General features: G+C 55.0%; 24 protein-coding genes and 2 pseudogenes. 10 read left to right on the top strand and 16 right to left on the bottom strand.

What is annotated here, in order from left to right; translation table 11 throughout:
- Positions 1–5 precede the first annotated feature (5 nt).
- Both mdtJ and mdtI read left to right on the top strand, forming a co-directional pair.
- Positions 6–368, top strand: coding sequence for a multidrug/spermidine efflux SMR transporter subunit MdtJ (gene mdtJ, locus K7R23_RS19135; RefSeq protein ID WP_012905727.1), 363 nt, complete (start codon positions 6–8; stop codon positions 366–368).
- A complete protein-coding gene (mdtI, locus tag K7R23_RS19130) occupies positions 355–684 on the top strand; it encodes a multidrug/spermidine efflux SMR transporter subunit MdtI (RefSeq protein ID WP_012905728.1) in 330 nt (109 codons plus the stop codon). The genes mdtJ and mdtI overlap by 14 nt, the downstream gene beginning before the upstream one ends.
- 38 nt (positions 685–722) lie before the next feature.
- Here mdtI and K7R23_RS19125 read toward each other — a convergent pair whose 3' ends face one another.
- The 4 genes from K7R23_RS19125 to K7R23_RS19115 all read right to left on the bottom strand — a co-directional run bounded on the left by K7R23_RS19125 (position 723) and on the right by K7R23_RS19115 (position 3,476).
- On the bottom strand, positions 723–1,544 hold the full coding sequence (locus K7R23_RS19125) for a trypsin-like serine peptidase (protein WP_012905729.1): 822 nt from the start codon (positions 1,542–1,544) through the stop codon (positions 723–725).
- Between the two features lie 100 nt (positions 1,545–1,644).
- Positions 1,645–1,725, bottom strand: a complete 81-nt coding sequence (ydgU, locus tag K7R23_RS26060; RefSeq protein WP_456151634.1) for a small membrane protein YdgU — start codon at positions 1,723–1,725, stop codon at positions 1,645–1,647.
- 88 nt (positions 1,726–1,813) lie between these two features.
- The gene (gene asr, locus K7R23_RS19120; protein WP_024132650.1) at positions 1,814–2,059 is read right to left on the bottom strand and encodes an acid resistance repetitive basic protein Asr; all 246 of its coding nucleotides are present in this window, start codon (positions 2,057–2,059) and stop codon (positions 1,814–1,816) included.
- Positions 2,060–2,219: 160 nt separating this feature from the next.
- Positions 2,220–3,476 (bottom strand): MFS transporter, encoded by a 1,257-nt coding sequence (locus K7R23_RS19115; RefSeq protein ID WP_012905731.1) that lies wholly within the window; start codon positions 3,474–3,476, stop codon positions 2,220–2,222.
- 121 nt (positions 3,477–3,597) lie between these two features.
- Between K7R23_RS19115 and K7R23_RS19110 the strand changes: the two genes are divergently transcribed.
- The 3 genes from K7R23_RS19110 (at position 3,598) to bioD (ending at position 6,666) form a co-directional block, all read left to right on the top strand.
- Complete coding sequence (locus tag K7R23_RS19110) at positions 3,598–4,497, top strand: LysR family transcriptional regulator (RefSeq protein ID WP_012905732.1); 900 nt, start codon at positions 3,598–3,600, stop codon at positions 4,495–4,497.
- A gap of 127 nt (positions 4,498–4,624) precedes the next feature.
- Complete coding sequence (mlc, locus tag K7R23_RS19105) at positions 4,625–5,845, top strand: sugar metabolism global transcriptional regulator Mlc (protein ID WP_012905733.1); 1,221 nt, start codon at positions 4,625–4,627, stop codon at positions 5,843–5,845.
- 125 nt (positions 5,846–5,970) lie between these two features.
- A complete protein-coding gene (gene bioD / locus K7R23_RS19100; protein WP_012905734.1) occupies positions 5,971–6,666 on the top strand; it encodes a dethiobiotin synthase in 696 nt (231 codons plus the stop codon).
- Here bioD and K7R23_RS19095 read toward each other — a convergent pair.
- The 9 genes and pseudogenes from K7R23_RS19095 to K7R23_RS19055 all read right to left on the bottom strand — a co-directional run.
- Positions 6,622–6,809: pseudogene (locus K7R23_RS19095) on the bottom strand (voltage-gated ClC-type chloride channel ClcB); the annotation flags it as partial. The gene bioD and the pseudogene K7R23_RS19095 overlap by 45 nt on opposite strands.
- On the bottom strand, positions 6,785–7,927 hold the full coding sequence (gene osmV / locus K7R23_RS19090; RefSeq protein WP_012905735.1) for an osmoprotectant ABC transporter ATP-binding protein OsmV: 1,143 nt from the start codon (positions 7,925–7,927) through the stop codon (positions 6,785–6,787). The gene osmV and the pseudogene K7R23_RS19095, both read right to left, overlap by 25 nt.
- Entirely contained in the window at positions 7,927–8,574 is a 648-nt protein-coding gene (gene osmW / locus K7R23_RS19085; RefSeq protein WP_012905736.1) for an osmoprotectant ABC transporter permease OsmW, read from the bottom strand. The genes osmV and osmW overlap by 1 nt, the downstream gene beginning before the upstream one ends.
- Positions 8,575–8,583: 9 nt before the next feature.
- Positions 8,584–9,486: an osmoprotectant ABC transporter substrate-binding protein OsmX gene (gene osmX / locus K7R23_RS19080; protein WP_012905737.1), complete on the bottom strand. Its 903-nt coding sequence runs from the start codon at positions 9,484–9,486 to the stop codon at positions 8,584–8,586.
- A gap of 28 nt (positions 9,487–9,514) precedes the next feature.
- Positions 9,515–10,225: an osmoprotectant ABC transporter permease OsmY gene (osmY, locus tag K7R23_RS19075; protein WP_012905738.1), complete on the bottom strand. Its 711-nt coding sequence runs from the start codon at positions 10,223–10,225 to the stop codon at positions 9,515–9,517.
- Between the two features lie 294 nt (positions 10,226–10,519).
- Positions 10,520–11,134 (bottom strand): Tat proofreading chaperone DmsD, encoded by a 615-nt coding sequence (gene dmsD / locus K7R23_RS19070; protein WP_012905739.1) that lies wholly within the window; start codon positions 11,132–11,134, stop codon positions 10,520–10,522.
- 136 nt (positions 11,135–11,270) lie between these two features.
- Positions 11,271–11,576 (bottom strand): DUF1161 domain-containing protein, encoded by a 306-nt coding sequence (locus tag K7R23_RS19065; RefSeq protein WP_024132651.1) that lies wholly within the window; start codon positions 11,574–11,576, stop codon positions 11,271–11,273.
- Between the two features lie 119 nt (positions 11,577–11,695).
- Positions 11,696–12,256, bottom strand: a complete 561-nt coding sequence (gene speG / locus K7R23_RS19060) for a spermidine N1-acetyltransferase (protein ID WP_012905741.1) — start codon at positions 12,254–12,256, stop codon at positions 11,696–11,698.
- A 32-nt stretch (positions 12,257–12,288) separates the two neighbouring features.
- On the bottom strand, positions 12,289–12,630 hold the full coding sequence (locus K7R23_RS19055) for a DUF1283 family protein (RefSeq protein ID WP_012905742.1): 342 nt from the start codon (positions 12,628–12,630) through the stop codon (positions 12,289–12,291).
- 319 nt (positions 12,631–12,949) lie between these two features.
- Here K7R23_RS19055 and K7R23_RS19050 point away from each other — a divergent pair.
- The 5 genes and pseudogenes from K7R23_RS19050 to K7R23_RS19030 form a co-directional block, all read left to right on the top strand.
- A pseudogene (locus K7R23_RS19050) lies at positions 12,950–13,213 on the top strand (Zn-dependent oxidoreductase); the annotation flags it as partial.
- A gap of 75 nt (positions 13,214–13,288) precedes the next feature.
- Positions 13,289–14,662 (top strand): MFS transporter, encoded by a 1,374-nt coding sequence (locus tag K7R23_RS19045; protein ID WP_042623362.1) that lies wholly within the window; start codon positions 13,289–13,291, stop codon positions 14,660–14,662.
- Between the two features lie 182 nt (positions 14,663–14,844).
- Positions 14,845–16,251: a glucuronate isomerase gene (gene uxaC / locus K7R23_RS19040; RefSeq protein ID WP_012905744.1), complete on the top strand. Its 1,407-nt coding sequence runs from the start codon at positions 14,845–14,847 to the stop codon at positions 16,249–16,251.
- Between the two features lie 22 nt (positions 16,252–16,273).
- On the top strand, positions 16,274–17,818 hold the full coding sequence (locus K7R23_RS19035) for an MFS transporter (protein ID WP_012905745.1): 1,545 nt from the start codon (positions 16,274–16,276) through the stop codon (positions 17,816–17,818).
- 160 nt (positions 17,819–17,978) lie between these two features.
- Positions 17,979–19,445: a mannitol dehydrogenase family protein gene (locus K7R23_RS19030; protein WP_012905746.1), complete on the top strand. Its 1,467-nt coding sequence runs from the start codon at positions 17,979–17,981 to the stop codon at positions 19,443–19,445.
- A 91-nt stretch (positions 19,446–19,536) separates the two neighbouring features.
- Here K7R23_RS19030 and ydfZ read toward each other — a convergent pair whose 3' ends face one another.
- From ydfZ to ydfG, 3 genes are all read right to left on the bottom strand, one after another.
- A complete protein-coding gene (gene ydfZ / locus K7R23_RS19025) occupies positions 19,537–19,740 on the bottom strand; it encodes a putative selenium delivery protein YdfZ (RefSeq protein ID WP_024132653.1) in 204 nt (67 codons plus the stop codon).
- Between the two features lie 191 nt (positions 19,741–19,931).
- Positions 19,932–20,618 carry a GntR family transcriptional regulator gene (locus K7R23_RS19020; RefSeq protein ID WP_012905748.1) on the bottom strand — a complete coding sequence of 229 codons (687 nt, stop codon included), beginning with the start codon at positions 20,616–20,618 and terminating at the stop codon, positions 19,932–19,934.
- 87 nt (positions 20,619–20,705) lie between these two features.
- Entirely contained in the window at positions 20,706–21,452 is a 747-nt protein-coding gene (ydfG, locus tag K7R23_RS19015) for a bifunctional NADP-dependent 3-hydroxy acid dehydrogenase/3-hydroxypropionate dehydrogenase YdfG (protein ID WP_012905749.1), read from the bottom strand.
- Between the last annotated feature and the right edge of the window lie 22 nt (positions 21,453–21,474).

The following is a 21,474-nucleotide window of genomic DNA, read 5'->3' as shown; positions in this document are numbered from 1 at the left end:
GCACTATGTTTTACTGGATTTTATTAGGCCTGGCGATTGTGGCTGAAATTACCGGAACGCTATCGATGAAATGGGCAAGCATAAGCAGTGGCAATACCGGATTTATTTTGATGCTGGTAATGATTGCCCTGTCGTATATTTTTCTGTCATTCGCGGTTAAAAAAATCGCACTCGGCGTGGCGTATGCGCTGTGGGAAGGCATCGGTATTTTATTTATTACGCTGTTTAGCGTGCTGCTATTTGATGAAGCGCTGTCGGCCATGAAAATAGCCGGTCTGACAACGCTGGTACTGGGCATCGCCTTAATTAAATCCGGCACCCGCAAGTCTCGCCAGCCGGTAAAAGGGGTAACCCATGCAACAGTTTGAATGGATTCACGCCGCATGGCTGGCGGTGGCGATCGTACTGGAAATTATCGCCAACATCTTTCTGAAATTTTCCGACGGGTTTCGACGTAAAATTTACGGCATCCTTTCGCTGGCCGCGGTGCTCGCCGCGTTCAGCGCGCTTTCTCAGGCGGTAAAAGGCATCGATCTGTCGGTGGCCTATGCGCTGTGGGGAGGCTTTGGTATCGCCGCTACGCTTGCCGCGGGCTGGATTTTATTTGGTCAGCGACTGAACCATAAAGGGTGGGTTGGCGTGGCGTTACTGATTGTCGGTATGGTAATGATTAAGCTTGCCTGACGATCTGCTGCCCGCATTTGCGGGCAGCGCAGGTTGTTTTATCGCGACTCAGCCAGCGCTTCCAGCTTGTCGCGAAAGCCGGTCACCGAAATGGCCCGGTTGTCTGCCCGCCAGCGATCTTTAGCGGCAGGCGCGGAGCTTTGTACGCCAATCAACTGCCAGCCAGCCGCCGTTTTCAGCATCAGCGGCGAACCGCTGTCGCCGGGCAGGGTGTCGCACTGATGCGATAACACTGCGTTTTGCGCCCATCCCGTGACGATGCAGTTCTGATGGGAATAGAGCATATTCAGATGATCCTGCGGATAGCCCGACTGGGTAACTTTTCGCCCGGCATCCTTCAGCGCCGCAGTCAGCGCCTCTTTATCGCCGTCGAATAACGGCAAAGGCGTGATGCCGGAAGGCGGATAGCGCAGCACCACCAGACCGAAATCCCAGGCAGCGGCGGCAGGCGGCACGATCCAGCCATCGCCATCGGCCTTCAGCCGTTTGCCTAATCCCGGATCCACACGTCCTTCAATACCGTGTATTTCGTAGCGCCAGAGCCCCTTTTGGGAGACAAAGCGCAGCACCACCGCTTTATCCTGCTTACCTTTAGGCGGCGTTAACAGACAATGGCCGGCGGTCAGCGCCAGACGGGGAGAGATCAGCGTGGCGGTGCATAAATTTCCACTGGCGGTTTCCAGCTGGCCGACGGCATCCCACGGCGAGAGCGTCGGATCGCTGACCGGCACGCGATCGTCCTGACCAAAAAACAGCGTTTTGACTTCACTGGTGTCGCTGTCTGCATCAGGCTTATCAGCATACGCAACGCCAGATGAAAAACATAACGCGCCCAACATTACCGCAACGGTTTTATGCATATCTCACTCTGGTGGGTAATTATGATTATTAAAAGAAAACCCTCAGTAAATACTATAGACGTAACGACAGAAAAGGGAGAGTAAAATCAGCGCTATACCATCAGGCGAACCACAGGCCAATGGCGATCAGGGCGCAGCAGATAAGCGAGATAAGGATGACCTCAAAACGATAGTGACGCACGCTGAAATCCTCCGGGTGACGGCGCTGAACGGAGGCGTTCAGCGCCGAAGAGACGAAGCGCGAGGGGGCGCGCTTGTGTTAACGAGACTTACGCGGCAGGCTGGGCAGCCGGTTTGCCGGACTTGTGCGAGGAGGTTTTCTTACTGTGCTTTTTAGCGGCCTGCGCTTTTTGCTCCGGCGCCTTCTGGCTTGCCGCTTTGTGATGTTTTTTGTGATGTGTGGTTTTCGCTGACGTGGTTTTGGCTGTCGGCGCGTTCGTCGCCGTTTCAGCGGCAAAGGCGGCAGAAGAGAGGCCCATAGCAGCGGCAACAACCAGAGCTAAGACTTTTTTCATTTTCGTACCCTCGATTTGGCTTTTCATTCAACCCCACTGCGGGGCCGTTGAAAGCACTATATCGCTGATAATCGGGGGCTTCCGTGAGTCATTGGTATCGGCGTGTAACCATATGTACAACGCCGATAACCCGCTATCCGGCGAAACAACGCGCCGTCGCTCAGACGTGCAGACGATGGTGCAGGCGCGTGCCGACCGCGATCGCCAGCAGTAGCATAATGGCGATGAATGCGCCGACGCCATTCCAGCCGTAGTGATGCCAGAATACGCCGCCCAGCGTCCCGGCGATGCTGGAGCCGACATAGTAGCTGAACAGATACAACGACGATGCCTGACCTTTCGCGCGCCGCGCCCGTGGGCCAATCCAGCTGCTGGCTACCGAGTGAGCGGCAAAGAAACCGGCGGAAAAGAGCAGCATTCCGGCGAAAATCAGCCAGAGCGAGCTGAACAAAGTCATTAACAGCCCGAACAGCATCACGCCGGTTGAAACAATCATCACCGGGCCGCGTCCGTAACGTACCGTCATGGAGCCCGCTTTCGGTGAACTCCAGGTGCCGGTCAGGTAGGCGACGGAGAGCAAGCCAACTACCGCCTGGCTTAATTCCCACGGCGAAAGCATCAGCCGATAGCCAATATAGTTAAACAGGGTGACGAACGAGCCCATCAGCAAAAAGCCCTCTGCGAACAGCAGCGGCAGACCGCGATCGCGCCAGTGCAGGCGAAAGTTAATAAACAGCGTTTTTGGCCGCAGCGATGTGGGGCGAAAATGGCGTGATTCCGGGAGGACCTTCCAGAACATTAAGGCCGAAGCAAGGGCGAAACAGCCGATAGCGGCCAGCGCGATTCGCCAGTTGAAAAAGTCGGTCGCCACGCCGCTGATCAGGCGACCGCTCATGCCGCCTATCGAGTTGCCGCTGATGTACAGCCCCATTGAGAAGGCGACGAAGCTGGGGTGGATCTCCTCGCTCAGATAGGTCATACCGACCGCTGCCACGCCGCTTAATGACAGGCCGATCAGCGCGCGCATAATCAGAATGCCGTGCCAGCTGGTCATCATGGTGGAAAGTAACGTACAGCAGGAGGCGAGCAGCAGGGCGGTGACCATTACCGGTTTGCGGCCAATCGCATCCGACAGCGGGCCGGTAAACAGCAGGCCTATCGCGAGCATCCCGGTGGCGATCGACAGTGAAATACTGCTGCTGGCCGGCGAAACGCCGAACTCATGCGACAGCACCGGCAGAATCGGCTGCACGCAGTAAAGCAGCGCGAAGGTCGCCAGTCCTGCCGAAAAGAGCGCCAGGGTGACGCGCATAAAAGTTGGTGTACCACGTTTGATAAACTGAACCGGCTGAGAAACGCTTTGCTGTTCGTCAATGTCGCTTGCCGTTGCGTCACTGACCGTAGTTGTACGACTCACGGGAAATCCTTGCTCAACAACCCCGTAATTCTAAGGGACGGGTATAACCTTGTTGATCAGAGTAGAAAAAAGCGATTAATCTGTCTAATATATTAATGGTCTCAAATAATACTTTATAAATATGAATATCGAGTTGCGCCATTTGCGTTACTTTGTCGCCGTTGCCGAAGAGTTGCATTTTGGCCGAGCCGCCGCGCGCCTGAACATTTCACAGCCGCCCTTAAGCCAACAAATTCAGCTGCTTGAGCAACAGGTTGGCGCGCGTCTGCTGGCGCGAACCAATCGCAGCGTGGCGCTGACCGCCGCCGGAAAGCAATTTCTCGCCGACAGCCGCCAGATCCTGGGACTGGTAAACGAAGCCGCCGCGCGTGCCGAACGGCTTCACCAGGGGGAGGCGGGGGAACTGCGCATCGGTTTTACCTCCTCAGCGCCGTTTATCCGCGCCGTCTCTGATACTTTGTCATTGTTTCGTCAGCACTACCCTGACGTGCATCTCCAGACCCGTGAGATGAATACCCGCGAGCAGCTCGCGCCGCTGGGCGAAGGGGCGCTGGATCTCGGGCTGCTGCGCAATACGCCGTTGCCGGATACCCTGCATCATGAGGTGATTCTTCGCGAGCCGCTGATGGCGATGATCCCGAGCGCCTGTGCGCTCGCGCAAAAGCCGGTGGTGACGCTGGCGGAACTGGCGAAAGAGCCTTTCGTGTTTTTTGATCCGCACGTCGGCACCGGGCTGTATGACGATATTCTTGGCCTGATGCGCCGCTATAATCTGTCGCCGGTGATTACCCAGGAAGTTGGCGAAGCGATGACCATTATCGGGCTGGTCGCCGCCGGTCTGGGGGTGTCGATCCTGCCGGCGTCGTTTAATAAAGTTCAGCTTCACGAAATGCGCTGGGTGCCGCTTGCGGAGGAGGATGCGGTTTCCGAAATGTGGCTGGTGTGGTCCGGACATCATGAACAAAGCCAGGCGGCGATACGTTTTCTCCAGCAGCTGATTCGAACTGTCAGGAATACTTAAATTAATTTAATAACAGCTAAAAATGTGCGGTTAATCACACCGCTAAGTAAAAGTTGACGTTGCGTATTGAAGTACTTCACCATAGCCCGCAGATTATTTCGGAGCGCGAAAATAAAGGGAGTCAGAGGTGGTTGCTGATAGTCAGCCTGGGCACATCGATCAAATAAAGCAGACCAATGCGGGCGCGGTATATCGCCTGATTGATCAACTGGGGCCGGTATCGCGAATCGATCTTTCTCGTCTCGCCCAGCTCGCGCCAGCCAGTATCACGAAAATTGTCCGCGAAATGCTTGAAGCGCATCTGGTACAGGAACTGGAAATTAAAGAGGCAGGCAGCCGCGGACGCCCCGCAGTGGGGCTGGTGGTTGAAACCGAAGCCTGGCACTATTTATCCATTCGTATCAGCCGGGGCGAAATCTTCCTCGCCCTGCGCGATCTCAGCAGTAAGCTGGTGGTTGAGGAGTGTCTGGATCTCCCGCTCAGCGACGAAAATCCGCTGCTGACGCGCATTATTACGCTTGTCGATCAATTCTTTATCCGCCATCAGCAGCAGCTTGAACGGCTGACCTCCATTGCCATTACCCTGCCTGGCATTATTGATACGGAAAACGGCATTGTGCATCGCATGCCGTTTTATGACGATGTTAAAGAGATGCCGCTCGGCGAGGCGCTTGAGCAGCACACCGGCGTGCCGGTTTATATTCAGCATGATATCAGCGCCTGGACGATGGCGGAGGCGCTGTTTGGCGCTTCCCGCGGCGCGCGCGATGTGATTCAGGTGGTGATCGACCATAACGTCGGCGCTGGCGTGATTACCGACGGACATCTGCTGCATGCGGGCAGCAGCAGCCTGGTGGAGATTGGCCACACTCAGGTCGATCCCTACGGCAAGCGCTGCTACTGCGGCAATCATGGCTGCCTGGAAACCATTGCCAGCGTGGAGAGCGTGCTGGAACTGGTGCAGCTGCGGCTGGGGCAGTCGATGAGTTCAGCGCTTCACGGGCAGCCGCTGACCGTCGATTCGTTGTGTCAGGCCGCAATAGAGGGCGACCTGCTGGCGAAAGATATTATCAGCGGCGTCGGCACCCACGTCGGGCGGATTCTGGCAATAATGGTTAATTTATTTAACCCGCAAAAGATCCTGATTGGCTCGCCGCTTAATAAAGCGGCCGACGTACTGTTTCCGGCGATAGCGGACAGTATTCGCCAGCAGGCGCTACCGGCCTACAGCCAAAATATGGTGGTGGAGAGCACTCAGTTTTCCAATCAGGGGACGATGGCGGGCGCGGCGCTGGTAAAAGATGCGATGTATAACGGTTCTTTGTTGATTCGTCTATTACAAGGTTAACAATTTTTAACTGTTCTACCAAAATTTGCGCTAACGCAAACTGAGTCTTTTCAGCATACCTTAGACTTTCTGCACTGTATTATTTTCCTGGCTTATATTTTTGAAGCATAACGGTGGAGTTAGTGATGCTGAAGCGTTTCTTTATTACCGGTACAGATACTTCCGTTGGGAAGACGGTGGTTTCCCGCGCATTACTACAAGCGTTAGCGTCAGGTGGTAAAAGCGTCGCGGGGTACAAGCCGGTGGCGAAGAGCAGTAAAGAGACGCCTGACGGGCTGCGCAACAAAGATGCGCTGGTGCTGCAAAGCGTCTCGACCCTCGAGCTGCCCTATGAGGCGGTGAACCCGATCGCGCTAAGCGAAGACGAAAGCAGCGTGGCGCACAGTTGCCCTATCAATTACACCCTGATCTCCAACGGGCTGGCCAGCCTGACGGAAAAAGTCGATCACGTGGTGGTGGAGGGAACCGGCGGCTGGCGCAGCCTGATGAACGATCTGCGTCCGCTGTCGGAGTGGGTCGTGCAGGAACAGCTGCCGGTGCTGATGGTGGTCGGTATTCAGGAAGGGTGCATCAATCATGCGCTGCTGACCGCTCAGGCGATAGCCAACGACGGCTTACCGCTGATTGGCTGGGTGGCGAACCGGATCAATCCCGGCCTTGCGCATTACGCGGAAATTATCGACGTGCTGAGTAAAAAGCTGCCAGCGCCATTAATTGGCGAACTGCCTTACCTGCCGCGCGCCGAGCAGCGCGAGCTGGGACAGTATATCCGTCTGTCAATGCTGGGTAGCGTGCTGGCGGTAGATCGAATCATGGCGTAACGTTCGCGACAGAACGGGCGTCACACGCAGGCAATCAATAAACCGGGGAGCAGCTGATACTCCCCGGTCATTTCGCAAATCATCCGTCCCGACAACGCCAGCGTAGCCAATGGGACAATTACTCGTGAATATTCAGCGCCCGGCGGGTGCGTCCGGAGCTGAGGTAATCGGCGATATAATCCTGCGAGATCTCGCCGTTATAGCGCCCGTCCTCATCGACGATAGGCATCCAGCTGGTGTTGCTCTCATACAGTTTCGACAGCACGATACGCAGGTTATCTTCCGCTTTGCCGGTAATGCGGAACGGATGCAGAATATCGCCACAGCTGCCGGAGGCGTTGCGCGCTTCGCGGCGTTTCACATATCCCAGCGGCTTCCCGTCGGCATCCACCACCGTGATCGCCCGAATGTCGTTGTCATCCATAATGCCAAAGGCTTCGTGCAGCGGAGTGGATGGCCGCACGGTGAGCGTCGGCTGCTGGTCGGTGACATCGCCAGCAGAAACCAGCAGCAGACGTTTGAGCGTCCGATCCTGACCGACAAATGAACCCACAAAGTCGTTGGCCGGTTTTGCCAGCAGTTCATCCGGGCTGGCGCACTGAACGATGCGTCCCTGGCGGAAGACGGCAATCCGATCGCCAAGCTTCAGCGCCTCGTCAATATCATGGCTCACCAGCATCACCGTTTTTTTCAGGGCGCGCTGCATTTCCAGAAACTGGTTCTGAATAACCTCACGGTTGATGGGATCGACCGCGCCAAACGGTTCGTCCATCAGCAGTACCGGCGGATCGGCGGCCAGCGCGCGAATCACGCCGATGCGCTGCTGCTGGCCGCCGGACATTTCCTTCGGATAGCGGTGAAGAAATTTCTTTGCATCCATCGCCACCATATCCATCAGCTCCTCGGCGCGGCGCTTACAGCGCGTTTTATCCCAGCCCAGCATCCGCGGCACCACGGTGATGTTCTCTTCAATGGTCATATTCGGGAACAGGCCAATCTGCTGGATCACATAGCCGATATTGCGGCGCAGCGTCACGGTATCCATGCCGCTGGTATCTTCCCCGTTGAGCAGAATATTACCGCTGGTCGGCGTAATCAGACGGTTAATCATTTTCAGGGTGGTGGTTTTACCGCAGCCCGACGGCCCCAGCAGTACGCACATTTCACCTTCCGGAACGTTGAGGTTGACGTTGTCCACGGCTTTCTGCGGCTGGCCCTTTTTCTGCGCAAAGTGTTTGCTGAGATTTTCCAGTTTTATCATTATCGAATCCCCTTCGGTGTCAGTACGACCTGCAGGCGGTGGAGCAGCCAGTCAAGTACAATGGCTAACAGACAAATCAGTAGCGCCCCGGCGATGAGCATACGAATGTCGCTGCCGCCGATGCCGTTAAGTAACAGTAATCCCAGGCCGCCGGCGCCGATGACGGCGGCGATGGCCATTACGCCGATGTTCATGACCACTGCCGTGCGAATACCGCCAAAAATCACCGGCAGCACCATCGGAATTTCCACCCACCGCAGACGCTGCCAGAAGGTCATGCCAATGCCGCGTCCGGCCTCACGCAGGCCCGGCGGCAGGCTGTCCAGCGCGGTATGGGTATTGCGCACAATCGGAAGCAGGGAGTAGAGAAACACGGCGGTAATCGCCGGCAGCGCGCCAATACCCTGACCGATCAGCGAAAAAAGCGGGATCATCAGGCCAAACAGGGCGATGGAGGGAATGGTTAACATCAGTGTGGCGAAACTTAGCACCGGCGTCGCCAGCCATTTATGGCGAACAATCAGTACCCCGAGTGGAACGCCAATAATAATCGCCAGCCCGACGGCGAGCAGCACCAGCCACAGATGTTCAAAGGTGAGGCTGGCCAGATAGCCCGCGTTATCAATCATAAAATGAATCGTGTCCATATCGGCTCCTTACAGCAGCTTTTTCTGTTGCAGGAACTGGCGCGCAACCTGCTCAGGCGACTGATGATCAATATCCACTTTCGCGTTGAGGGTGCTGATCACGTCATTGTTCAACAGATCGGAAAGGGTATTCAGCGCCTCTTCCAGACCCGGATTGGCATCCAGAATCGGTTTGCGCACCACTGGCGTGACCGCATAGCTCGGGAAGAAACCTTTATCATCCTCCAGCACCTTCAGGTCGAAACCTTTCACCCGTCCGTCGGTGGTGTACACCAGCCCGGCGTCGACAAAACCATCACGCACGGCGTTGTACACCAGGCCGGGGTCCATCTGACGGATCTGCGGACGATCAAGGTTCATCTGATAGGTCTGCTGCAGCGGCTTCATTCCGTCGCTGCGCCCGGCGAATTCGAGATCGAGCCCCAGCAGCCAGTTGTTGTCGGGGTCGGTCTGACGGATATGCTCAATTTTCGCCACCATCTGCGACATGGTAGTGATATTTTCCGCCTCCGCCCGCTTGCGCTGCATGGCAAACGCGTAGGTATTGTTCATATCGGCGGGCTTCAGCCAGACCAGTCCTTTTTTCGCATCCAGCCGTTTTACCGTGTCGTAAGACTCCTGCGCGCTCATCCGCTTATTAATCCGGTTGAAAATGATCAGCGAAGTGCCGGTATATTCCCAGGTAACGTCGATCTGGTTATTCTCCATGGCATTGCGGGAAATCACCGCCGCGATGTTGGTGCGCGGCTGTACCTGAAATCCTTTCTTTTGCAGATACAAAACGGTCATTGCGGAAAGGATATGCTGTTCGGTAAAGCCTTTGGTGGCGAGGATAATCGGCGCGGCGTGGACTTGCGCGCTCAACAGCAGCGTGGCGGCAAGCCAGCCGAGCAGGTGTTTTTTAAGATTCATTTAGCGCTCCATATTCTTATCATGGTCTTCATGCTGCGTGCGGACTCAGCGCCCGGCCAAGCCAGGCGAGCAGGCTGTCGAGGATGAGGGCGAAGAGCGCGGTGGCCGTAGCGCCGAGAATCAGCGTCGGGAAATCGTTCAGATAGATGCCCGGGAAGATCAGTTCGCCATAGCTGCTGGCGCCAATCAGAAACGCCAGCGGCGCGGTACCGACGTTAATCGCCGTAGCGATACGAATGCCAGAAAGCATTACCGGCCAGGCGTTTGGCAACTCTACCTGACACAGCCGCTGCCAGCGGGTCATACCGATACCTTTTGCCGCTTCAGTCAGCGACGCCGGAACGGCGCAAAGTCCCGCATAGGTGTTGCGCACAATCGGCAAAAGCGAAGCCAGGAACAGCGCCACAATGGCCGGAAAGTCGCCGATGCCGATAATCACCATCGCCAGCGCCAGCACTGCCAGAGGTGGAAGCGTATTGCCGACGTTAAAGATCTGCATCACGTATTCGGCGATGCCTTTCGCTGCCGGACGGCTGAGCAAAATGCCGCTCGGAATGCCCACCAGCAGTGCCAGAAACATAGAGCTAAAGACTAAAAACAGATGCTGTTTCCCGAGATAAAGCAGATCAACCTGACGGGCTTGCAGCGTGTCGATTCCGACTCCCCAGACCACCAGCGCCAGAACGATAATAATGGCGAAAGTAAAGCCTGCGACGCGTTTTAACGCAGAGGTGTGCATTGCGATGTGTCTCCCTGTTTGCATGCGTTATGGCAACGTGTTTGACGCTGCGTGTTGTTATGCCATGTATCGGCAGGGTGTTTTGAGCTATAGCAACAGGTGGGGAAGGATTCCAGCGAAGCCGAAATTTAGATAAGCGGGGCGTTGCTAACGGCTGCGGGGAAGGCCTTACGGCGCTAAGGCTGGTTATCAGCGTAAGGAATTATCTTAAAAACGAAGCGGGTAAGTGACGTTGTCACTTATAGTGTGACGCCAGAGAGTGAATTTTTATCCGCTCTCCAGCTTCTGAGAGAGTTAACGGTACAGCTTTTTAACCGGCACCGGAATCAGCAGTTCTGACTGCCAGCGGGCAAGCGTCCGGCGGGCCAGCTCACCCGCGGCCTGATAAAATGGATGCCCGGCATTGTCGATAAACACCGCAAGAAAACGCCCCGACCACGGAAACAGATGCCATGCCAGCAGTTCCGCGCACTGCGTGTGACGACCGTTTTCCGCCAGCCATGCGGCAAGCAGCAGCAGAGCGCCGAAGTGATCTTCGGGTTCGTTTTGCCGCATCTCAAAGTGAATGCCGTTATCGCGCAGCCACTGACGCAGCACCAGCGTGGATTCGCCAAACAGCACGTTTTCGCGATCCAGCCAGACCGAACCCCAGGGCGGTGAAGGAAGCGCCCACGGGCCGACAAACAGCCGCTGCCAGGCCTGCGCCAGCGTCTCTTCGCTTTCGCTGCGAAATAAAGGAGCCAGCGGCGCCAGTTGTTCTTGCGCCAGCGGCCACTGTGTCAGCCAGTCATCGGTCTGTAACGACGTGACTATCTGAGCGGCTTCGTTACTGTCGGGCGCAAAGTAAAATAGCGCGCCCAGCACCCGCGCCGTCATGGCAAAATCGTCACGTTGGGTAAAATCAGTCATTAACGTTATCCAGCAATGCAGTGAGTTGCACGATATGTGCGTAAGCAGGCGTGAGTTTACCCGTTCGCGCGCGGCGGGTATTAATCCAAATCAAAAGGAGGCTACCCGCCGGAGAGGGCGGGCAGCCGTAACGGGCTTACTGCGGTTCGGCGCTGGCGCCGTCCTGAGACGGCGCGGCGTAAGAGGAGGCATTGCCGCTGCTGGTGCGGGTATAGAGAATCTTATGGGTGTCATTGGCGCAGTGGCCGACAACCTGCGAATCCGGCTGATCGGCCTGATCGTTAGGCACGATGCTCAGCGAGAAACCGTCCTCGGGCACGCCGTTATTGATGATCCGCTGCTCGATATCGCTTTTCACCCGTTCGCAGGAGGTCGGGGCCGCGAACGCCAGTGGGGTGGCGATCAACAGTAAGCAAGTCACAATTCCTCGGGATAGTTTCATCATCAGCTCCTTGTATGAGATGCGCTAAATAAGCATAGCACCGTGAGTGTAAATAACTGTCTACACGCCGTGTCAGGGGAACGGCATCAGCAAAAGGGGTATAAACCGCCGCGCAGCGGCTACTGCGCGGTCGGCTTTAACAGGGAGGGGCCGGAGGTTTTATGCTCCGCCAGATACTGGTGCTGGAAGATGCACATCCGGATGGTGTTGCGGTATTCGCCGTTAATAAAAAATTCATGAATCAGCTCGCCTTCAACCATAAAACCCAGCTTACGGTAGATGTGGATCGCCTTTTCATTCTCTTTATCGACAATCAGGTACAGCTTATAGAGGTTAAGTACGGTAAAGCCGTAGTCCATCGCCAGCCTGGCCGCGCGCGAAGCAAGACCTTTTCCCTGATATTCCGGCGAGATAATAATCTGAAACTCCGCCCGGCGGTGAACGTGGTTAATTTCCACCAGCTCAACCAGACCCGCTTTTTCACCGTCACACTCCACGACAAAGCGACGTTCGCTCTGATCGTGAATATGTTTATCGTAAAGATCGGATAACTCAACGAAGGCTTCGTAAGGCTCTTCAAACCAGTAGCGCATCACGCTGGCGTTGTTATCGAGCTGATGGACGAAACGTAAATCTTCACGCTCGAGCGGTCGCAGCTTAACATTGAGGGCGCTTGCCATAGCAAATTCTTAGCGTCTGTATTTATCCACGATTAAGGGGCGATAACGCGACCGGTGCGGCGGTCGAGGCAGCGCAGGGTGTTCGGCTCCCAGTACGCATTGATATTGGCGCTTTGCTCGCAGCTGTCGCGATTATCAAAAGCCGCGTCCGCTTTATCCCACTCTTTTTCCGCGCGCTTGTTCACCTTCTGACGCAGGCTGCGCGTATCATTCCATTGTTCTTTTTGCATTTCCGCCTGCTGACGACTCAGGGCGTTGTCGCCGGATTCAATCACCAGCCTGCTGGTTTCAGCCTGAGCAGACGCGGTGTAAACGACAGCGCCAAGCAGCAGCATTGCCGTCAGGCACAGGCGTTTGCTGAATGTAATGTTCATGGCAAATTCCTTTCATGAGTGGGGTAAAAATTCATCACTTGCCGGCAAATTCTACACTATTCGCGGCGTCTGGCATACCCATCTGAAAATCAGGGATAAGCCGCATTAAGGAAGATAGACCCTGAATTAAGCAGGGTTAAATTGTGATCTCCCGATGATTTTTTGATCATCATACTTGTATGGTAGTAATGAAGTGCCTAAATTTCCTGTATCACTAATTGGATGTAAGGAAAGCGCATGGAAAGTATAGTGATTCATCAGCCAGATCGTCTGGCGATTGAGCAGCGTGAAATACCGGTTCCGGCGAAGGGAGGGCGTGGCGCGCATTGTGCTGATGGGATTCTCCAGCGAACCCTGTCAGATTACGCAGCAGGGCATTCTCGGAAAAGAACGGTCCCTTTTTTCATCACGACTGAATGCGCGCAAATTCCCGACGGTTATTGCGTGGATGGCGCAGGGATTAATCGATCCAGAGAAATTGATTACCCATCAATTTGATTACCACCGCGTTACTGACGCACTCGATATATTTGAGAAAGATCAGCGTAAGTGCTGCAAAGTGTTAATTACTTTTACTGCATAACAATAATCTAATGCGTTAAATTCCCGCTTGCCGGGTTTTTTTGCGGTACGCATCGACTCTGTAGAGATAGCTTATATGAATACAGCAAAACACGAAAGAAGTACTCAGGATCTGGTGCGCGCGGCCGTTTCCGGCTGGTTAGGCACCGCGCTTGAATTTATGGATTTCCAGTTATATTCCCTCGGCGCCGCGCTGGTGTTCCACGAGATATTTTTCCCGGAGCAGTCGGCGGCTATGGCGCTTATTCTGGCGATGGGTACCTACGGCGCGGGCTATATTGCCCGTATCGTCGGCGCGTTTATATTTGGCAAAATGGGCGACAGCATCGGGCGTAAAAAAGTGCTGTTTATTACCATTACCATGATGGGGATCTGCACTACATTAATCGGGGTGCTGCCTACCTATGCGCAGATTGGTATTTTTGCGCCGGTACTGCTGGTGACCTTGCGTATTATTCAGGGGCTGGGAGCAGGGGCCGAAATATCCGGCGCTGGCACTATGCTGGCGGAATATGCGCCAAAAGGAAAGCGCGGCATTATCTCTTCGCTGGTAGCGATGGGCACCAACTGCGGTACGCTCAGCGCAACGGCTATCTGGGCGGTGATGTTTTTCGCCCTTGACCGCGAGGAGCTGGTGGCATGGGGATGGCGCGTTCCGTTCCTGGCAAGCGTGGTGGTGATGATCTTTGCGATCTGGCTGCGTATGAACCTGAAAGAAAGCCCGGTGTTTGAGCAGGTCAACGAAAATGACGCGCCTGCCGCCGCCGCGCCGGCTGACGCTTCACTGGGGGCGATGTTCACCAGCAAATCTTTCTGGCTGGCGACCGGCTTACGTTTTGGTCAGGCGGGTAATTCAGGGCTTATCCAGACCTTCCTGGCGGGCTATCTGGTCCAGACGCTGATGTTCAATAAGTCCATCCCGACGGATGCGCTGATGATAAGCTCCGTTATCGGCTTCATTACCATCCCATTGTTAGGCTGGCTGTCGGATAAATACGGGCGTCGCTTGCCTTATATTATCCTCAATATTTCAGCGATCGTACTCGCTTACCCGATGCTGTCGATTGTGGTCGATAAAACCTACAGTCCGGGAGTCATCATGACCGCCCTGATTGTTATCCATAACTTTGCGGTGCTGGGGCTGTTCGCGCTGGAAAATATCACCATGGCGGAAATCTTTGGCTCGCGCAATCGCTTTACCCGCATGGCGATCGCCAAAGAAGCAGGTGGGCTGGTGGCTGTGGGTTTTGGCCCGGTGCTGGCAGGGATCTTCTGTAACATGACCGGCAACTGGCTGCCGATCCTGGCGATGATTATCGTTTACTCTCTGATTGGCCTGATCTCAGCGCTGCTGATGCCGGAAGTGTGCGACCGCGATCTGCGTATTGCTGAAGATGCGGCGGAAGAGAGTGGCAGTAAGCAAAATCTGGCTAACGTCAGCCGTATTTAATCCCTTTTCAATGAGGCGGTTCCGCGCTGGCGGAGCCGCCTTTTTTTTCATCATCTGCTTAAACACCTGTCGTGAGAAAGGTCATTTTTGTGATCTGAATGGAAAAACATACTGCTTATACATGTATGGTAGTATGCGCCAGGCGTAGATTCTCACTCTCACCATTAAGAGGTACGAATCACATGGGATTCATTAACGATCGTTTTATGATCGACAATGAGGCTGGCGTCCGGCTCTATCGGGAGGTCGCGAAAGATCTGCCGATCATCGATTATCACTGTCATCTTGAAGCAAAAGCTATTTTCGAAAACGACGCTTTCGAGGATATTACCCAGCTCTGGCTGGCGGGCGACCACTATAAATGGCGCGCCATGCGCGCTAACGGCATTGATGAACGCTTTATTACCGGTGACGCCAGCCCGGAAGAGAAATTCCAGGCATGGGCGCAAACCGTCGAAGCCGCGTTTGGCAACCCGCTTTATCACTGGACCCATCTTGAACTCAGTCACTATTTTGACTGCCATCAGACTCTCGACAGCCATAACTGGCGTGAAGTAATGGAGCACTGCAACCGCCTTCTTAAGCAGCCGGATTTTACACCGCGTCACTTAATGGCGCGCTCGAACGTTGAGGTTATTTGCACCACCGATGCGCCTCTCGATTCACTGGAATATCATCGTCTGCTCCAGCAGGACGAGACTTTCGCTATTAAGGTGCTGCCTACCTTCCGCCCCGATGAGGTATTCAGCGACGATCCCCGGGCGTTTGCCGGGTTCACAACGCAGCTTGCCCAGGCGACGGGCGAAGAGATGACCTCTTTCGATCGCTTTTCCGCGGCGCTGAAAAAACGCATTGCCTGGTTTCATGACGTGGGGTGCCGTATTTCCGATCACGGTCCGGTCAGCATTGAATATCTGCCTGCGACAGCCGGGCAGGTAAATGACCTGTTTTGCCGTAAAGCGTCAGGGGAAGCGCTGACCACCACTGAAGAATGTCAGCTTAACAGCGCCATTTTCGTGATGCTCGCCGGGCACTACAAAGCGTTTGGCTGGGCAATGCAAATTCACTTTGGCGCCATCCGCAACAATAACAGCCGTATGTACCAGCAGGTGGGGATCAACGCTGGCTTTGATTCAGTGAACGATCAGTCTGCTCTGGCCGCATCCCTTAACCGACTGCTGGACGCAATGGCGCAGGCAAACGCGCTGCCGAAAACCATCCTGTATAACCTCAACGCTATCTATAACGACGTAGTGGCGACCACCATCGCCAATTTCCAGAGCGCTGAGTTCGGGGTGAAATCGCCGATGCAGTTTGGTTCCGGATGGTGGTTTAACGACACCCGACGCGGTATGGAAAATCAGCTTAACAGCCTGGCCGATCAGGGGCTGCTGATGCATTTCGTCGGCATGTTGACCGATTCCCGCAGTTTTGTTTCTTACACCCGCCACGATTATTTCCGCCGGATCCTCTGCAATCTTATTGGCGGCTGGGTGGAGAAAGGTGAAGTCCCCGATAATCAGGAAATACTGACGCGAATGATTAGAAATATTTGTCACGATAACGCGAGTAATTATTTCAACTTTTAATCCGGTCTGACGAGGATAGCTCATGGCTCGTACCAACAGAAAAATAACGATTCCGGTCAGTATCGGTTATGGTCTGACGGATATTATGGGAGGAGGCGCGTTTACCGTTATCGGCGCCTGGCTGCTTTATTTCTATACTACCTTTGTCGGCCTGTCGCCGGTAGAAGCCGCCTCAATTGTGGCGATCGCAAGGATTGTCGATGCGATTGTCAGCCTGTTTATGGGCTCGTTTACGGACCATTTCTATAAAAACGCGTTGGGGAAAAAATTTGGCAGACGGCGCTTCTTTCTGCTGATTGGCGCGCCGTTAATGCTGGTCTACATTCTGCTGTGGGTGACCGGAATGAATTTCTGGTTCTACCTGGCGGTTTATCTGGCGTTTGAAATTATCGCTGCGATGGTGCTTATTCCGTGGGAAACCTTACCGTCAGAAATGACCAAAGATTTTAATTCCCGGACGAAGCTCTCTACCTGTCGCATGTTCCTTTCTGCATCCGGTACGTTCCTCGCAACGTTTATTCCGGGCCTGCTGATCGGCTATTTTGGCGAGCACGATCCAAACGCCTATTTCATTAACGGCGTGGTCTTCGCCGTTATGTTTATGCTGTGCGTGTTTATCTCCTGGAAAGTCACCTGGGAGCGCGAGCTGACGCCTGAAATGTTGCAGGAACTGGAGCGCAGCCATCAGCCGTCGACCTTTGGCGAGAAAGTGGCGAAAGTGGGGCAGCTGTTTAAAGAGTATGCCTCAACGCTGAAAGTGCGCGCCTTCCGTAAACACCTGGCGATCTACCTGTTCTCGTTTACGGCTAAGGATGTGTATAACACCGTATTCGTTTTCTTTTGCGTCTACTGCCTGAACGTGTCGTCGTCGCTGGCGGGTACGCTGCTGTCAATGAGTATTGTCGGGCTGCCGGTGACGCTGCTTGCCGGCGTCGCCATCATCAAATACGGGCCGTCACGCCTCTATGTGTTTGCCTATACCCTGATGATGCTGTGTCTGGTCGGTCTGTTTATGGTTTACCAGTTCCCGACGGACAGCAAAGTGACGCTGCTGGTGATCCTCGCCGGGCTGTATCAGGTCGGGCGCTGCGTACTGGAGTTTACGCCGTGGAACGTCTTTCCGTTCATCCCGGATATCGATGAGATGATCACCCGCCAGCGTCGGGAAGGTTTATTCGCCGCAGTGATGACCTTCTCACGCAAAACCACCGTCGCCATCGCCACCTTTATCGTCGGGCTGATGCTGCAAAGCGGGGGCTTTGTGAAAGGCAGCCAGGCCCAGCCGGAACAGGCGATTAACACCATTGCGACGCTTCTGTTTGCCGGAACCGCAGGTCTGTTACTGCTGGCGCTGTGGCAGGCGGTCACTTTCCATCTCAACAAGCGCACGCACAAAATCTTTGTTGATGAAGTGGATCGGTTAAAAGCACACGGCGCGAAGCAGGATGTGGATCCTGAAACCCGGCGGATTGTCGAAGACCTGACCGGGTACAACTATGACGCGTTATGGTGCGAAAACGCGCCGCAGACCGCGGAACCGGTTAAATCCGCGGTCACGCTGGGCTGACTGACGTGGCAGCGCTGATCCGCAGGCTAAAGGTCAGTGCTGTCACATAACTTTAAAATGATGTTATACCAATTGGCGAAAGCTTAATTCAAATCAAAACATACAACCATACAGGCGTTACTCTGAAACCGTCCTGATTTAATACAAAGTAGGTCATACAATGCAAAACACGCTCTTAACGGCAAAGGCTACTCTGCCTGGCTACGATCGCAACAAGCTGGTTCCACGTATTGTTCATCTGGGTTTTGGCGCGTTCCATCGCGCGCACCAGGGAGTCTATACCGACATTCTGGCGGCTGAACATAACAGCGACTGGGGCTACTGCGAAGTCAACCTGATCGGCGGCGAGCAGCAAATTGCCGACCTGAAACAGCAGGATAACCTCTACACCGTGGCGGAAATGTCAGCGGATGCCTGGACCGCGAGAGTGGTCGGCGTGGTTAAAAACGCGCTGCATGCTCAGGTTGATGGTCTGGAAGCGGTGCTGGCAGCCATGTGTGAGCCGCAGGTGGCTATCGTCTCGCTGACCATCACCGAGAAGGGATACTGCCATTCGCCGGCAACCGGCGAGCTGATGCTGGATCATCCGATGATCGTCGCCGATCTGCAGAATCCTCAGCAGCCGAAAACCGCGCCGGGCGTGGTGGTGGAAGCGCTGGCACGCCGTAAAGCGGCGGGTTTACCGGCCTTTACCGTAATGTCCTGCGATAATATGCCGGAAAACGGTCATGTTATGCGTAACGTGGTCACTGCCTATGCCCGCGCGGTTGATGCGGATCTGGCCGCGTGGATCGAACAGCACGTCTCGTTCCCGTCCACCATGGTTGACCGTATCGTACCGGCCGTCACCGCTGACACGCTGGATAAAATTGAACAGCTGACCGGCGTGCGCGATCCGGCTGGCGTGGCGTGCGAGCCATTCCGGCAGTGGGTCATTGAGGATAATTTCGTTGCCGGTCGTCCGGAGTGGGAAAAAGCGGGCGCTGAGCTGGTGGCCGACGTGATCCCGTTTGAAGAGATGAAGCTGCGTATGCTGAACGGCAGCCACTCCTTCCTTGCCTATCTGGGTTATCTGGCGGGCTATCAGCACATCAATGACTGCATGGGTGATGAAAACTACCGTGTTGCCGCCCGTGCGCTGATGCTTAAAGAGCAGGCGCCAACGCTGAAGGTGCAGGGCGTGGATTTAACCCGCTATGCCGATCTGCTGATTGAGCGCTATAGCAACCCGGCGCTGCGTCACCGCACCTGGCAGATTGCGATGGACGGCAGCCAGAAACTGCCTCAGCGTATGCTCGACTCTGTGCGCTGGCATCTGGCGCACAACAGCAGTTTCGACCTGCTGGCGCTGGGCGTGGCGGGCTGGATGCGCTATGTCGGCGGCGTGGATGAGCAGGGCAATGCCATTGAAGTCAACGATCCGCTGCTGCCGGTAATTCAGAAAGCGGTGGAATCCAGTGCGGAAGGCGAAAGCCGCGTTGAGGCGCTGCTGGGTATTGAGGCTATTTTCGGCAATGAGCTGCCGCGTGTCGAACTGTTCACCAGTAAAGTAAAAGCAGCCTATCAGGCTCTGCTGGCGGATGGGGCGAAAGCGACCGTGGCGAAATATGCCGCGAATCTGAAGTAACGCTTTATCTGTTGCCGGATGGCGCTTTTTTATCCGGCCTGTTCTGAACGGACAGGCCGGAGAAGGGAAACGCCATCTGGCAGTCACACCATTAGTTCATGCCGAGACGAATCAGTTCGACCGGCGCAAACTTACCTTCACAACCTTCCACTTCCACGGTTTTCTCGCGGCGGATTTGCGCGGCGTCCAGACCGTCGGTCATGATCGCGGTGATTCGCCCGGTATGCCCGGTGCCGCTAATCATGACGCGGCTGCCAGTGGTGATTGCGTTACGGTTACGATCGTATGTCATCATGGTGTCTTCTCCTTTCCAACTTACCGTCAAAGCCCGTGGGCTCTGGTCCCACGTAACGGGCGCTATATAAATACGCTCATCAGTACGGACTTTTTTTGTTTTTGATCAAGCTCACATCTTTTTTGCGGCAGATATGATGGGGGAGAGAAGATTGTTGCCTCACCCACGGCGGGGTGAGGTTGGGGAGGGAATTACTCTTCGGTAAACCAGTCGCTGTTTTCCTGACGGATCAGCTGAACCGACTCGCCAATTTCCTGCAGGTGCTGCGTCATGGCTGTCTCGACGGCATCGGCGTCATGCTTTTCCAGCGCCGAAAAAATGTCCTGATGCTGGCGCAGCAGCATCTCTGGCGGCGAGACGTGATCGAGACTCATATAGCGCACCCGGTCGATGGTGGCCTTAATATTTTCGATGGTGTCCCAGGCCAGCTGGCAGTCGGCGATAAGCGCCAGCTTCTGGTGAAAATCGTCATCCAGCTCAAAAAAATCATTCAGCTGCTTACGTTCAATGGCAATGCGCTGCTGATTAAGATTCTGCTCAAGCTGATAGCACTGGCTGTCCGTTATCATCGCCGCCGCCCGGCGCGCCACCGCGCACTCAATAGCCTGGCGCACAAAGCAGCCGTTTCGTACCTGTGATAATGAGATTTTATTGACGTAACTGCCGCGCTGGGGACGGATCTGAATTAAGCCGTTCTCCGCAAGCTTAATAAAGGCTTCCCGCACCGGCTGGCGTGACACCTCAAAGCGCACGGAGATCTCTTTTTCGGACAGGGGGGTGCCCGGCGCAATAAGGCAGTGAACGATATCACGACGAAGGATGCGATAAATCTGCTGATTTACGGGCTGTGTGGGATTGAGTTGCGTTTCGACGGTCATTCGCTCTTACTTATTAGAAAGTTAACGTCTGGATTCTACCACTTTTTTGCCGCGAGCTATACCCGGCCCGCAGGCCGGGATGAAAATTTAACCACGATGAACGCTCAGTCCGGCGAAAGATTGCGTGACGGGCATCATTTCGACGGTGTTAATGTTCACATGGGCAGGCAGCGTGGCGACCCACCAGACCGCTTCCGTAACGTCTTCCGGGGTCAGCGCGACGGTATTTTCGTAGGTTTTACCGGCTTTGGCGTCATCGCCTTTAAACCGCACGTTTGAAAATTCCGTTCCGCCCACCAGGCCGGGCTCGATATCGGTGACGCGAACGGCGGTGCCGTGCAGATCGGTACGCAGATTCAGACTGAACTGGCGGACAAAGGCCTTTGTCGCGCCATACACATTGCCGCCGGCATAAGGCCAGCTTCCGGCGGTGGAGCCGATATTGATGATATGTCCGCGGTTGCGTTCGACCATGCCGGGAAGAACGGCGCGGGTCATATACACCAGACCTTTGTTGTTGGTGTCGATCATGGTTTCCCAGTCTTCAACGCTGGCTTTATGCGCAGGTTCCAGCCCCAGCGCCAGACCGGCATTGTTTACCAGCAGATCGATCTCGCGCCAGCCGTCAGGCAACGACGCCAGCATCTCTTCAATGGCGGCGCGGTTGCGGACATCCAGCTGCGCCGTAAGCACATTGTCGCCGAGCGACGCTTTAAGCGCCTGCAGGCGGTCATGGCGACGGCCGGTGGCAATGACTTTATGCCCATTTTCAACAAAACGACGTGTAATGCATTCACCAAAACCTGCGGTTGCTCCGGTTACTAAAACGATCATCTCACTGTTCCTCAACGCTTTT

It is taken from the genome of Citrobacter rodentium NBRC 105723 = DSM 16636, assembly GCF_021278985.1.
In the GTDB taxonomy this organism is placed as follows: domain Bacteria; phylum Pseudomonadota; class Gammaproteobacteria; order Enterobacterales; family Enterobacteriaceae; genus Citrobacter_A; species Citrobacter_A rodentium.
This window is presented reverse-complemented; position numbering and strand designations above follow the sequence as displayed.